This is a genomic window from Fulvimarina thalattae (assembly GCF_040239565.1).
In the GTDB taxonomy this organism is placed as follows: domain Bacteria; phylum Pseudomonadota; class Alphaproteobacteria; order Rhizobiales; family Rhizobiaceae; genus Fulvimarina.
Genome location: NZ_JBEHWS010000002.1, coordinates 1 through 12,720 on the forward strand (window position 1 = coordinate 1; position 12,720 = coordinate 12,720).

A 12,720-nucleotide genomic window follows, 5' to 3' on the forward strand; every position below is an offset into this window, starting at 1 on the left:
AAAAAATCCAGCCGACCCGAAAGCCAACCAGACAAAAAGAGACCCGGCATCGTCGATCATCCATCAGCCAAGGCCGAAACCCCAACCAACAAGACAACCAACGTCATCTATGCTTCGAAAGACAAGACATAAGTCAGCGTTCAAAAGCTCTCCCCAGTCATCCGGTAAAGGCAAAGGTACCCTACCGAAAGCCAGGAGCCGCAAAAACGCCGCCCACGTCTCTCTTTCTTCTCAATAAACATAACCAACTTGTCAAAGAACACGCAGAGAAAAAAACCCTGCGCCGGACACGACGAGACCCAACCCGCAAGTACAGGTCGAATGCTATACGCCGAGACCGAGATAGCGACGAATGAAGGCGCGAATTCGAACCGGACACTTCCTCATCAGAAGATGACCAGTCGATGAAATGACAGAAAACGAGAACTTTCAGCTCTCGGCTCAATCAACTCGCTCGGCGCCAACGCCGTCGTTGATGAACACCTTATAGCCCCCTCTTGAGCGCCCCGTCAACAGCGAAATCGAAGAAGAGGCGATTTTTTCGCGGAGCCCTGAAAACCCTCGCCTGCGGCCCGCTGTCGACCGGCGGAGGCCACTGCGGGCGACCTTATGCGCCCGATCTTTAAGAACGCACGCTGTGGGAGAAGAGGTCCTCGTTTTCCCAGCCCGCGAGATCCATACGAACGCGCGTCGGCAGGAAACGGAAGCATTCACGCGCCAGATCCATCCGCTCTTCCCGCTCAAGCCTCTTGTAAAGGGCGCCCATGATATCGTGGAGGTAAAGGACGTCCGAGGCCGCATAGTCGAGCTGCGCCGGGCTGAGCGTTTCGACCGCCCAGTCGGACGATTGCTGCTGCTTGGAGAGATCGACGCCGACCAGCTCGCGGGCGAGATCCTTCAACCCGTGACGATCTGTATAGGTCCGTGTCAGGCGCGAGGCGATCTTGGTGCAGAAGATGCCATCGGTCATCGTCCCGAAGGCATGGTAAAGCGCGGCCACATCGAAGCGGGCATAGTGAAAGATCTTCGTCCTGGAAGCGTCGGCGAGAAGCGCGGTTATATTCGGGGCTTCGCTTTGCCCCTTGGCGATCTGGACGACGTCGGCCGTGCCGTCCCCCGGCGAGAGTTGCACCACGCAAAGCCGGTCACGCAACGTATTGAGGCCGAGGGTTTCCGTGTCGATCGCGACTGGACCGGAATAGCGGTCGAGATTGGGAAGGTCGCCCTTGTGAACGCGAATGGTCATGAAGTCGTCTTTCATCGGTCTTGCAGAGATTTGGTTCTCCATAAACCAACCGGCACGAATGGAAACCCATGGCTTGGAGCCGCATTCGTTTTCCGTCTAGAAGCTATGCGGATCGAAATAGCTCGTCGCGGGTACACTTGAGATCGGCAACGATATCGAAGGCGGAAACTCGGTCGGCGCTGGATGATTTCCAAAGTGTCGTACGGTATGCGCGGTAGACTGCGGCCCATCGACATCGCGATGAAGGCAAGTGACGAGACCGATGACAAGACCCGAAACCAGCAGTGACGTATCGATCGCCAAACGCCTCGTTTTCGTCTTTCCGGGTTTCGAACCGCTTCCGCCAGAGGCACAGATCGCACGTTTTCGGCGGGCTGCGGAGCGTTCGGCTGCCGTGTTCGAAGCTGAGGTCGCTTTTACCGCAGGGGATGCGACGGCCGATAAGAACCAGTCGCTTACCGTCGGAGATAAGGCTGCGAACGAGCTCAATGCCAGATTGACGCCGCGGGACGCCAAAGAAAGCGTCGATACCGATCTCATCTTCTGCACGTGGGACGATCTCATCGAGGAGTATGCGGCCATATATCTCCCCAAACGTGTCAGCCGCGGGTTCGCGGCACTCGGCGCGTTCCTGATCAACGGCACCTTCTTTCGTTATTGCCGGACGTCCTGGCGATATGCGCTGTTCTTCCTCTTTCCGATCCTCCTGACGCTCGCGATCCTTGCGATCGGTGTTGCGCTGGCACTTACGCTGGGCAGTCTGTTCGACGGGCCGACGACATGGCTCGCAGGCATTCTGATAGGAACGGCCGCGTCGGCGATCCTCTTCTATCTCGCCAATCGCCGCTGGTTTCTGACGACGGCTTTCGACGACTGGGCGCTGGCGCGGGAACTCTGCGAGGGCACCAATCCCAAGCTCGACCGACGCATCGACGAGTTCGCAAAACGGCTCAAAGACAGGGCACAGTCGGGAGAACCGGACGAGATCATCGTCGCCGCGCATTCGCTCGGCGCGAGCTTTGCGGTTCCGGCGCTCGCAAGAGCATTCGCGAACGGTCTCGCACCGAACGTGCCGCTGCATATCCTCACCGTCGGGTCCAGTCTGATGAAGACGGCGCTTCATCCGAAGGCCGAGGAGCAGCGCGAGGCGGTTCGACATCTGACGGTCGATCACGGCATTCCATGGACCGATTGTCAAGCGCTGACCGATCCGATCAACTTCTACAAGTCAAACCCAGCAGGATCACTCGGCATTGCCGCGGACCCGATGCCGCTCGTCGTCAAATTGCGATTGAGGCAGATGGTGGCACCCGCGACCTACCGGCGAATCAAGCGTGATTTCTTCCGGCTTCACCGGCAATTCGTCCTCGCGGTCGAGCGCCGCAGCCCCTATTCGTTCCATATGCTGCTTCTCGGACCGGCATCGATGCAGGCCTTCCGCGAGCATCGCACGATCAACCGGGCGCCACTTGCGCAGCAGCGGGAAAAGAGGCTCGGAAACACGGTCATCGCCGAACCGGAACCGACCCTCGTTCAGGAGACCGCACGATGACCGTCGAACTCGCCGGAATGTTCTCCTGGGTCATCATGGTGATCGGCTGGTATGTCATCCGTTATCCATTCGAGCGCCGCGCCAAACGGGCCAAGGTCAGGGCCACCCGGCGCGGTGGTGCGGAAACCCTTCGGATGCTGGTTTCCTTCAGCGGCCTGGGGCTGATTCCCGGGCTCTTCGTCGCAACGGGTTTTCCCGATTTCGCCGACTACAGCCTGTCTGTCGTCCAGCTGCTGCTCGGGGTTGCGGTCGGTATCCTGGCCCTCACGCTCTTCCGGCTGACCCACAAGGCGCTCGGCAAGATGTGGTCGGTCTCTCTCGATCTGCGCGAAAAGCACAAGCTCGTCACAACCGGCATCTACGAGAAGGTGCGCCATCCGATGTATTCGGCATTCTGGTCGATGGCGCTTGCCCAGGCACTGCTCTTGCCGAACTGGATTGCGGGTCTGGCTGGCCTCGTTGGCTTCGGGACGCTGTTCTTCCTGCGGGTCGGCCCCGAGGAGGACATGATGGAAACGGCGTTCGGCGAGGAATATCGCGACTATCGCCAGCGGACAGCGCGAATTATCCCCGGCATCTACTGACCGGGACGTCTACTGGAGTTCGAGTGACGCCGTCTTGCCCTGATCCTCAAGGTCCCAGAAGGCGGACCAGTTTTGGCCGTCCCGCTCGAGAACCATGAAGTTGCGTTCCTCGACATAGATCGTGCGCGCCGATGGCATGCGGTGCATCTTGATCTTGCGCTTGGGAAGCGGGCTCTCGCCGAGGCGCGCCAGCATTGTGAGAACGAGTGCATAGGCTTTGGGTGGCGCACCGTGCGAGATACCGGACGAGACGAGCTGATGGATCAAAGACTTGTCCTTGAGGCGCATCTCTCCGCGGGTGGCGAGATGTATCTCTCCCGAAAGGATCGTCACCCGATTTGATGTTCCTTCCTGGGCCTCCGCGATAATACGAAGGAAGCGCTTCCACTCCTCACGATGGCTACGGCTCTGCCATTGGTCCCGCAGGTCGTCCTCATATTCCCGGGCCGGCGGCACGTAGTCTGCAACCAATTCCAGCCAGGAGAGCCGCGGGCCCATTACCGGGACGCTCGACATGATCAGGATACGCGTATTCGCAGGCGTGTCGGCCATTGCGGCTTCGAACCCGCTCCAGCCCTTAGGGCCCATTACGCGGTCACGCCGACGTTCACTGCGAAGATCGGGAACGATCACCCTTATGCCTGGAAAGTCGAGGGTGAAACTCAGGCTCTCGCGCGATTTGTCGTGGAAGCAGGATGGCAGTGGATTCTCGCCGATTCCGAGCTGGAAGAGCAGGAACATCTCCCGCGCAGCCTCGAAGATGCCCCGACCAATCGGGCTGTCGAGAACCTCGTCGGCATGGCTGCCCCAGCCGTCGATGATGTCGTGGTCGTCCCACATCATCATGGCAGGCACTTCCGCAGACATCAACGCCATGGACGGGCGACAGTACGTGATCGCGTATCGGTTGAAATAGAAGAAGCGGATCGCGTCGCGCGCTTCCTCGCTCAGCGGCATTGAAGCACAGTCTTCGTCCGAGGCCTCGTCCCAGGCGATCACATCGGGATGGCATTGGAGAACGTCGTCGGCGTAGAGCTGATCGCCGCCCTCGCAGAGCAATCCGAACGGATCCTGCCGATGCTGGGTGACGAGCCGGTCCCACATCACTTCACGCTCTTCGAGCGGACGTTCCAGATCTCCGTCTTCCTGACCGTTGCAGGACACATAGGCGATCCGGAGGTCATCGGTCCCGCAAGGCGCGATCTGCCGCGACTCGCCGCCAAGCGTATAGTCGACGGCTTCGGCAGCGGGCGCGTCGAAACTGTAGCGCCAGACCTTCGAGCCGAACAGGGTTGCGAGAAGTTCGACTTCCACCACTCCACGATCGGACATCACGAATTCCGGCGCAGCTTCGTTCTCCGGACGCACGAGGATCGCGACAACACGGTGCCGATCTGCTTCGACGCCACGCGAAATCAGAATGGGACCGACCGAAAGTCCGGCTGAGCGGATGCCGTCGCCGTTCGAGGTCTGAGCCATGTTCCGATCCTTGCCTGAAAAGCCACAGGGTATAGGGCGTGGCTCGATGGTCCCGGCTGATGATCTAAGAACGCGGCCGCACTTCGCAACGCGTCAATGGCGCCGCAGGTCTCGAATTCGGGTTTGGGGCGGAGACGAACGTCATGCTTTCAGACAAAGCGAAGCGAGGAGAATGCGGAAGGAAGCCAGCCCATACGCGCTCACGAGACACTCCCAGCGCGATCCAGGAACACAGCGCAAAAGCAGGCCCTAGAAGCTACCGCATCCCGAAGCGTCCCCGCTCCAGGAGGCAAAACTAGCTCTCCGAAAGAGGTTTGCGAGCCGCGTGACGAAACCGGGCAACAACGATCTCGTCGGCCGCGACGCGATAGAACAGAACATAAGGGTAAGGCGACAGGACCACACGCCGGAAGTCGCGGCGGCTCGTCATCTGCCCCGCCTGCGCATGATCTCGGATCAGATCGACGGCCGTAAGGATCCGCTGGCGAAGCGCGGCCGCTCCCTGCGGCGATCGTTCAGAGGTGTATGATAACGCCTTATCGATTTCGCGCAGTGCGGTGCGGGTATAGCGGAGCTTCACAATTTGTATTTCGAGAAAACCGCATCGACATCGTCGTCACTGGCAAACTCTCCGCGTTCGATCTCAGCTTCCGCTTCGATCAAATCCGCCTCTTCCTCGGGCGAAAGCCGAAAGACTGCCTCGTCGTGACCAGCCAGCCGCAATAAAACCCGCGCGAAATCATCCTGCGTTTCGGGTGGCAGGGAGCGAACGCGTTCGATGGCCTGTTCGAGGAGTTCAGTCATGAAGAGAATATGGCTCCAAACAGACTGACAAAAAAGTGCTCGACAGAATGATGTTTCGAAGCGACTGAAACGGCAGCTTTCGGCAAAGTGAGTCCCGTTCGGGCATGCCGGACCGCTACTGCTTGCCACCTGAAAGCGAGCCGAACAGCGCCATGAACGGATTGCTGTCGGTCTTGGGTTTCGTCTGCCCAAGAGCCATCGCTTCCATCGAGTCGCTTTCCGTATCGCCGCCCTGCGAGAGCGCTGCGAAGTCGAAACTCGGCCTGCCGGCCTTCACATCGGCCTGGGTCGCGAGCGGAACCTGGCTGCGCAGCTTTCGGCCGATCTTCTCGTAGAACGAATTACCGCCGGCGATCGCGACATAATGCATGTTCGGATAGCTGAAACTGTGGCCCGCCGTATGGAAGAAGCGTGCGGTTCGGACGGCTTCGTAGCGCTCGCCGCGCAGGACCCTGGCGGCCGTGTTCATCGCGAGTTCCCGGCCGGAATTCATCTCCCGGGTCATGACGCCCGGAGCGAACTGGCCCGGCTGTGACACCACACCGCAAACATCGTTCGGAAAAGACTCGCTCTCGACCCGGTTCATGACGACCGTACCGACGGCCAGCATGCCCTCCTCGCTGGAGCGGTTCGATTCGAAATACATCGCGCGGGCAAGGCATGTCTGCTCTCCTACATCGACGGAGGCGAGAACCTCCTCGACGGGCGAGCGCGAGTTCATGCAGCCAGCGAGCGGCACGAGAAGCGCGGCAAGAAGGCCGCAGCGGAGAAAGGTGTGGTGCGTCGTTTTCATGGGGAAAAGCCGTGTTCCCGGAATCGGGCCAGAAATCGGCAGACCTGGTCCTTGCCTATCGAACCGGGGACGACTGTTGCAGCCACGCATCGAGAAGCCTGACCCATCTTGCGCGAGCTTAGGGGGATGCGCCCGCCTTGTGAGGCTGCTCAAGCTTTAGGCGCAGCGCTGCCCATAAAAGACGCAAACCATCGCGAAAAGCCCTGAACTGAGCCGATTGGCCCTGATTAGTCAGGAATGGCACGGCACTTGTATGTGTAGATCCGTGCGGTGCGTCTAGGGTTCCGGCATTCGTTCAATGGATGCGGCTGGTCCGAGAGACGCACTCCCCGTGATCAGGCGGGGAGACACGGCGGGCCAAAATCCCGGGAGAACGCCGCACGGACCCGCGCGAGCGGGCCGTCTCCCGGTCCTCTTCGCGCGAAAACCAGATTGGCCGCTTCGGCCCAATGCGACGAAAAGGATGCTGCCTCATGAAGAGTCTCGCCACCGCCCTCGCTTTCAGCGCCGCGACCTTCCTCACGCCTTCAGGCGCACTCGCGCAGGAGAGAACCGACTTCTCCGTCTGCTGGTCGATCTATGCCGGCTGGATGCCGTGGGGCTACATGCAGGACTCGGGCATCCTCAAAAAGTGGGCCGACAAGTACGAGATCAGCATCGATGCCGTGCAGATCAACGACTACGTCGAGTCGATCAATCAGTACACAGCCGGCCAATATGACGGCTGCTCCATGACCAATATGGACGCGCTGTCGATCCCTGCCGGCGGCGGCGTCGATACGACCGCACTCATCGTCGGCGACTATTCCGATGGCAATGATGGCATCGTGCTCAAGGGCGACGGCGATCTCGCTTCAATCAAGGGTCAGAACGTCAATCTCGTCGAGCTTTCTGTCTCGCATTACCTCCTCGCCCGGGCTCTCGACACGGTCGACATGTCCGAACAGGACCTGACGGTGGTCAACACCTCCGATGCCGATCTCGTCGCCGCGTTCTCGACGCCGGACGTCACCTCCGTCGTGACCTGGAACCCGCTCCTGTCGGAAATCCTGTCGATGCCGGACACGACCGAGGTCTTCAACTCTTCTGAAATCCCGGGCGAAATCATCGACCTGATGGTCGTCAACACCGAGACGCTCGAAGCCAATCCCGATTTCGGCAAGGCGCTCGTCGGCGCGTGGTATGAAACCATGGACCTCATGGAGTCGGGTAACGAGGAAGTTCTGACGGCGATGGCGGAGGCCGCCGGAACCGACCTCGAAGGCTACAAGGCCCAGCTTGAAAAGACCGCCATGTTCTACAAGCCAGCCGAGGCGGTCGAGTTCACCCAGTCGGCCGACCTTCCCGAGACGATGACATTCGTCGCGAACTTCCTGTTCGATCACGGCATCCTCGGCACCGGTGCGCCGAGCGCCGACTTCATCGGCGTTGCCTATCCGGGCGACAAGACGACGGGCGACACGAACAATATCCAGTTCCGCTATGACCCGTCCTACATGCAGATGGCCGCAGACGGCTCCCTGTAAGGGGCGCTCGCCATGCGGCTGATCAACCGCAAACCCGGTCGCCCGGCGCGTATCGCGCTGGGTGCCCTCCCCTTCGTCGCAGCGATCGTCGCCTATGCGATCGGCAGCGCGATCCGCCGCGCCGACAATCCGGCCGACAAGCTGCTGCCCTCCTTCGAGGCGATCGCGACGGCGGTCAACACTATGGCCTTCGTCCCGGACAGGCGCACGGGCGATTATCTCCTCTGGGTCGACACGCTCGCGAGTCTGGAACGCCTGTTCATCGGCATGGCGATCGCCGCCGTCATCGCACTCATCGTCGGCGCGCTCATCGGCATTCTGCCGATCGGTCGCGCGCTGTTCTCGCCCTTCGTCTCGGCATTCTCGCTGATCCCGCCGATCACAGTCCTGCCGATACTCTTTATCGTTCTAGGACTGGGTGAAGCCGCCAAGATCGGGCTGGTCGTCGTCGGCACCGCGCCACTGATGATCCGCGCGCTCGGCCAGGCCATACTCGACATACCGCGAGAGCAGATCGTCAAGGCCGAGACCCTCGGGGCCTCGACGTGGCAGATCACCATGCGGGTGATCCTTCCGCAGCTATGGCCGCACCTCATCCGCGCGATCCGCCTTGGCCTCGTGCCCGCCTGGATCTTCTTGATCTCCGCCGAAGCCATCGCTTCAACGGAGGGGCTTGGCTACCGGATATTCCTCGTCCGCCGCTATCTCGCGATGGACGTGATCATCCCATACGTGATCTGGATCACCATTCTCGCCTATGCCATCGACCGGGCGCTCGCGATCCTGTCGCGCCGGGTGTTCCGCTGGGCCCATCTGACGGGAGACAGCCTATGAGCTTCGTCAACGCCCGACAGATCGCCGTCTCCTACGGCGATGCCCAGATCCTCGAACAGGTCTCGCTCTCCGTCACGAAAGGCGCCTTCGTCACCATCGTCGGCGCCTCCGGCTGCGGAAAATCGACATTCCTGCGCATCCTCCTCGGCCAGGAACGGCCATCGCGTGGGCATGTGGAGATCGACGGCCACGAAATGGCGCCCGAACCAGATCCGGAGCGGGGAGTCGTTTTCCAGAAATACTCGGTCTTCCCCCATCTGACCGTGCTCCAGAACCTGATGCTTGCCTTCGATCTGGAAGGCTCCGCCTTTCTCGGCCGCCTCTTCGGCGCCAGGAAGAAAGAAGCCCGCGAGCAGGCTCAGGAAATGATGAAGACGATCGGGCTCGACCACGCGGCGAACCGCTATCCCGCCCAGCTCTCGGGCGGTATGCAGCAGCGGCTAGCGATCGGTCAGGCCCTCCTGAAGCGGCCGAAGATCATGCTCCTCGACGAGCCCTTCGGCGCGCTCGATCCGGGCACCCGCAAGGACATGCAGGCGCTCCTTCTCGATCTCTGGCGCGAGACCGGGATGACCGTCTTCATGGTCACCCATGATATCAAGGAGGCCTTCGAACTCGGCACGCGGCTCCTCGTCTTCGACAAGGTGCGCCACGATCCGCAATTTCCAAACGCCTATGGCGCAACCGTCACCTATGATCTACCGCTCGACCACGGCAGCCGGCGAAAGGATGCCGAAGCCGAGGCGGAAGCCGCCCTCAAGAAATCGCAAACGGAACAAACTCAATGACCTTCGAAAACCGTTTCGAACGCCCTGCACGCTTTAGCCGAAAGGCCGGCGCCAGCCCCTCGCCCAAGCGCGAGCGGCTCCACCATCCGAACTTCGACGCGAAGGAAACGCGCGGTTGGAAGGCGCTGGAGGCCGAGGACAAGCTTTCCGCCGACGGCTGGAAGCGCGAGCAGAAGTGGGCGCTCGACATGGGCCTGCCCGGTGCCGATTCGATCACCGACAAGTCGATCCCCACCTTCGCGCGCGGCGAACTTCCGCATTTCGCCGGTATCAACACTTTCTTGAAGGCGCCGTATGTCGAGAATGTCCGCGACGTCGGCAAATATGACGCCGCCGTCCTCGGCATCCCATTCGATTCCGGCACGACCTACCGGCCCGGTACGCGCTTCGGGCCGCAGGGAATCCGCCGCATCTCGGCGCTCTATACCACCTACAACTACGAACTCGGTGTCGATCTTCGCGAGCAGATGACGCTCTGCGATGCCGGCGACGTCTTTACGATTCCCGGCAATCTCGAAAAGTCGTTCGACCAGATCAGCCGAGGCGTGAGCCACGTCTTTTCCTCGGGCGCGCTGCCGATCATGCTTGGCGGCGATCACTCGATCGGCTTCCCTTGTGTGCGCGGCATTGCCGAATGCACGTCTAAGCGCATCGGTATTATTCATTTCGACCGGCACATCGATATCCAGGAAAAGGATCTCGACGAACGCATGCACACGACGCCCTGGTACTGGGCGACGAATCTGCCGAACGTGCCGGCGGTCAATCTCGTCCAGCTTGGCATCGGCGGGTGGCAGGTCCCACGCCCCGGCGCGAAGGAAGCCTACCGGCGCCAGACCAACGTTCTCACGATCGAGGACATCGAGCATTACGGCCTCGAAAAGACCGCCGAGATCGCGCTCGAACTCGCCTGGAAGGATGCCGACGCGGTCTACGTCTCCTTCGATGTGGACAGCCTCGACTGCGGCTTCGTTCCCGGCACGGGCTGGCCGGAGCCCGGTGGCTTCCTGCCGCGCGAGGCACTCAAAATCCTCGGCCTCGTCTCGGCCCCCGGCATCTGCGGCCTTGAAGTCGTCGAGGTCTCGCCGCCCTATGACACCTCCGACATCACCGCCCTGATGGGTGTGCGCGTCGCAGTCGAGGCGCTTGGCTCCATGTGCGCACACGGCACGATGGGCAAGCACAAGGCGATCATCGACAAGCCGGTCGCCTTCTAGGAACGCGCCACACACGAAGCGCTACGCCTCCTGTTTGCCAGAAGACGGCCCGCGCTTTTCTCACTGCCGACCGCATCATCAGGATGCGGTCGGCGTCGCTTGTTTCCAAACGAAAAGCGACATTCCAATCTGAATCGAGACGACCATGCACCGCGATCACGACCACGTTCATCACGATCACTTCCATCCTTACGACATGCCGCGGGGCGGAGCGGGCCACAATCAGATGGATACGGCCCAATGGCAGACCCCGCATCTGCCGCACGGAGCAGAGGGCGGGCATGACCATCCGCACCTCCACGAGACGGATCTCGATCTCGTCGAGAAGGCCTTCGTCGAGGGCTTTCAGGCCGCCAACGATCCGACAAGCTTTCTGCGCCTTGCCGGCATTCCATTCAAGGCGCGCCTTGCGGACGGCACCGAACTCAAGCTCCTGCGCGTCTCACAGGAGCGGCGAGTGGACATGGGCTCGCTCACCCCGCATCTCGGAGGGCAGACATTCCGCTACGATCCCCTGCCCGGAGCGATGGTCTCGAAGCGCGACAATCTCGCCTTCATCTATTTCGACGGCGCCGCAGCGCGCGAACTCTCCTTCGAGGAAGCTCGGGCACTCAAGACGGATTGATGGGCCGTTCGGGGTGTGACTGAGGTCACTGAGAGCCGACCAGCGGATCGGTAACTTCTGGATATCGGCGGACGAAACGACCGCCCTAATTCAGAGATGGAAGCCCCATTATCCGCAACACCGTCCTCGCCCTCGCCACCCTCAGCCTCGCTGCAACCGCCACAACGACCGGCGCTCAGGCCGGCAGCGATGGCAAGGGATACTGACGCTCTCATTCCTACGAAAAGCGCGTCTGGAAGAAGCAGAAGATGTTCGTCGGCTACAACTATTTCGGCAACGCGATCTACGAATGGCGGAAGGTGAAGATCTGCCACTGAGATCGGCTCCCGTCTCCCCGCACAAGCAAAGACCCTCGGCACCCAAATGCCGAGGGTCTTGTCAATTGTAGAGGGAGACTTTCAGCCTCGATCCGCCAACGTCAATCCGCTTGTCAGCAGCCTGAAATGTCAGACGCGCCGCTCGACCATCATCTTCTTGATTTCCGCGATCGCCTTCGCAGGGTTCAGTCCCTTCGGACAGGACTGCGTACAATTCATGATCGTGTGGCAGCGGTAGAGCTTGAACGGATCTTCGAGCACATCGAGCCGCTCGCCCTTGGCTTCGTCGCGGCTGTCGATCAGCCAGCGATAGGCCTGAAGCAGCACGGCGGGACCAAGATAGCGCTCGCCGTTCCACCAATAGGAAGGGCACGAGGTCTGGCAGCAGAAGCAGAGAATACACTCGTAGAGCCCGTCGAGCTTCTCGCGATCCTCATGGCTCTGCTTCCACTCCTTCTGCGGCTCCGGGCTTTCGGTCTTGAGCCAGGGCTCGATCGAGCGAAGCTGCGCGTAAGGAACAGTCAGGTCCGGCACGAGGTCTTTCACAACCGGCATATGCGGCAGCGGATAGATGGCGACCGAACCGTCGATCTCGTCCATGCCCTTGGTGCAGGCGAGCGTATTCGCGCCGTCGATATTCATCGCGCAAGACCCGCAAATGCCCTCGCGGCACGAGCGGCGCAGCGTCAGCGTCGAGTCGACCTTGTTCTTGATCCACAACAGCGCATCGAGGACCATCGGCCCGCAATCGTCGAGGTCGACATAATAGGTATCGATGCGCGGGTTCTCGTCGTCATCCGGCGACCAGCGATAGATCTTGAATTCGCGGATGTTGTTCGCGCCTTTGGGCCGATCCCAGGTCTTGCCCTCGTTGATCGTCGAGTTTTTCGGAAGCGCGAGTTCGACCATGGTCGTTCAATCCGGTCCTGTTACTATCGAAGCGCAACATAACGAG

General features: G+C 60.8%; 13 protein-coding genes and 1 riboswitch. Of the genes, 7 read left to right on the top strand and 6 right to left on the bottom strand.

The window, feature by feature from the left end:
- Window positions 1–622 precede the first annotated feature (622 nt).
- Entirely contained in the window at window positions 623–1,246 is a 624-nt protein-coding gene (locus ABRA89_RS03000; RefSeq protein WP_349939980.1) for a ribonuclease D, read from the bottom strand.
- A gap of 262 nt (window positions 1,247–1,508) precedes the next feature.
- Between ABRA89_RS03000 and ABRA89_RS03005 the strand changes: the two genes are divergently transcribed.
- Entirely contained in the window at window positions 1,509–2,798 is a 1,290-nt protein-coding gene (locus ABRA89_RS03005) for a hypothetical protein (protein ID WP_349939981.1), read from the top strand.
- Entirely contained in the window at window positions 2,795–3,382 is a 588-nt protein-coding gene (locus ABRA89_RS03010; protein ID WP_349939982.1) for a protein-S-isoprenylcysteine O-methyltransferase, read from the top strand. Before ABRA89_RS03005 ends, ABRA89_RS03010 begins: the two co-directional genes overlap by 4 nt.
- 9 nt (window positions 3,383–3,391) lie before the next feature.
- On the opposite strand, the gene ABRA89_RS03015 is transcribed toward ABRA89_RS03010, so the two are convergent.
- The 4 genes from ABRA89_RS03015 to ABRA89_RS03030 all read right to left on the bottom strand — a co-directional run bounded on the left by ABRA89_RS03015 (window position 3,392) and on the right by ABRA89_RS03030 (window position 6,458).
- Window positions 3,392–4,861 (bottom strand): alkaline phosphatase D family protein, encoded by a 1,470-nt coding sequence (locus tag ABRA89_RS03015; protein WP_349939983.1) that lies wholly within the window; start codon window positions 4,859–4,861, stop codon window positions 3,392–3,394.
- Window positions 4,862–5,156: 295 nt separating this feature from the next.
- A complete protein-coding gene (locus ABRA89_RS03020; protein WP_349939984.1) occupies window positions 5,157–5,441 on the bottom strand; it encodes a type II toxin-antitoxin system RelE/ParE family toxin in 285 nt (94 codons plus the stop codon).
- Complete coding sequence (locus ABRA89_RS03025; RefSeq protein WP_349939985.1) at window positions 5,438–5,794, bottom strand: hypothetical protein; 357 nt, start codon at window positions 5,792–5,794, stop codon at window positions 5,438–5,440. Before ABRA89_RS03025 ends, ABRA89_RS03020 begins: the two co-directional genes overlap by 4 nt.
- Window positions 5,781–6,458, bottom strand: a complete 678-nt coding sequence (locus ABRA89_RS03030; protein ID WP_349939986.1) for a cell wall hydrolase — start codon at window positions 6,456–6,458, stop codon at window positions 5,781–5,783. Before ABRA89_RS03030 ends, ABRA89_RS03025 begins: the two co-directional genes overlap by 14 nt.
- A 265-nt stretch (window positions 6,459–6,723) precedes the next feature.
- A riboswitch (guanidine-I (ykkC/yxkD leader) is annotated at window positions 6,724–6,832 on the top strand.
- 99 nt (window positions 6,833–6,931) lie between these two features.
- Between ABRA89_RS03030 and ABRA89_RS03035 the strand changes: the two genes are divergently transcribed.
- The 5 genes from ABRA89_RS03035 (at window position 6,932) to ABRA89_RS03055 (ending at window position 11,448) form a co-directional block, all read left to right on the top strand.
- Window positions 6,932–7,984: a putative urea ABC transporter substrate-binding protein gene (locus ABRA89_RS03035; RefSeq protein ID WP_349939987.1), complete on the top strand. Its 1,053-nt coding sequence runs from the start codon at window positions 6,932–6,934 to the stop codon at window positions 7,982–7,984.
- A gap of 12 nt (window positions 7,985–7,996) precedes the next feature.
- Window positions 7,997–8,818, top strand: coding sequence for an ABC transporter permease (locus ABRA89_RS03040; protein ID WP_349939988.1), 822 nt, complete (start codon window positions 7,997–7,999; stop codon window positions 8,816–8,818).
- Window positions 8,815–9,606: an ABC transporter ATP-binding protein gene (locus ABRA89_RS03045; protein WP_349939989.1), complete on the top strand. Its 792-nt coding sequence runs from the start codon at window positions 8,815–8,817 to the stop codon at window positions 9,604–9,606. The genes ABRA89_RS03040 and ABRA89_RS03045 overlap by 4 nt, the downstream gene beginning before the upstream one ends.
- Window positions 9,603–10,823, top strand: coding sequence for an agmatinase family protein (locus ABRA89_RS03050; protein ID WP_349939990.1), 1,221 nt, complete (start codon window positions 9,603–9,605; stop codon window positions 10,821–10,823). Before ABRA89_RS03045 ends, ABRA89_RS03050 begins: the two co-directional genes overlap by 4 nt.
- A gap of 145 nt (window positions 10,824–10,968) precedes the next feature.
- Entirely contained in the window at window positions 10,969–11,448 is a 480-nt protein-coding gene (locus ABRA89_RS03055) for a hypothetical protein (RefSeq protein WP_349939991.1), read from the top strand.
- 446 nt (window positions 11,449–11,894) lie between these two features.
- Here ABRA89_RS03055 and ABRA89_RS03060 read toward each other — a convergent pair whose 3' ends face one another.
- Window positions 11,895–12,674 (bottom strand): succinate dehydrogenase iron-sulfur subunit, encoded by a 780-nt coding sequence (locus ABRA89_RS03060; protein WP_349939992.1) that lies wholly within the window; start codon window positions 12,672–12,674, stop codon window positions 11,895–11,897.
- Window positions 12,675–12,720 lie beyond the last annotated feature (46 nt).

What these genes read in the sequence shown, in the direction of transcription:
- ABRA89_RS03050 (WP_349939990.1), top strand. Translation starts at nt 9,603, where the DNA reads ATGACCTTCGAAAACCGTTTCGAACGCCCTGCACGCTTTAGCCGAAAG.
- ABRA89_RS03045 (WP_349939989.1), top strand. Translation starts at nt 8,815, where the DNA reads ATGAGCTTCGTCAACGCCCGACAGATCGCCGTCTCCTACGGCGATGCC.
- ABRA89_RS03035 (WP_349939987.1), top strand. Translation starts at nt 6,932, where the DNA reads ATGAAGAGTCTCGCCACCGCCCTCGCTTTCAGCGCCGCGACCTTCCTC.
- ABRA89_RS03000 (WP_349939980.1), bottom strand. Translation starts at nt 1,246, where the DNA reads ATGACCATTCGCGTTCACAAGGGCGACCTTCCCAATCTCGACCGCTAT.
- ABRA89_RS03010 (WP_349939982.1), top strand. Translation starts at nt 2,795, where the DNA reads ATGACCGTCGAACTCGCCGGAATGTTCTCCTGGGTCATCATGGTGATC.
- ABRA89_RS03055 (WP_349939991.1), top strand. Translation starts at nt 10,969, where the DNA reads ATGCACCGCGATCACGACCACGTTCATCACGATCACTTCCATCCTTAC.
- ABRA89_RS03005 (WP_349939981.1), top strand. Translation starts at nt 1,509, where the DNA reads ATGACAAGACCCGAAACCAGCAGTGACGTATCGATCGCCAAACGCCTC.
- ABRA89_RS03015 (WP_349939983.1), bottom strand. Translation starts at nt 4,861, where the DNA reads ATGGCTCAGACCTCGAACGGCGACGGCATCCGCTCAGCCGGACTTTCG.
- ABRA89_RS03060 (WP_349939992.1), bottom strand. Translation starts at nt 12,674, where the DNA reads ATGGTCGAACTCGCGCTTCCGAAAAACTCGACGATCAACGAGGGCAAG.
- ABRA89_RS03040 (WP_349939988.1), top strand. Translation starts at nt 7,997, where the DNA reads ATGCGGCTGATCAACCGCAAACCCGGTCGCCCGGCGCGTATCGCGCTG.
- ABRA89_RS03030 (WP_349939986.1), bottom strand. Translation starts at nt 6,458, where the DNA reads ATGAAAACGACGCACCACACCTTTCTCCGCTGCGGCCTTCTTGCCGCG.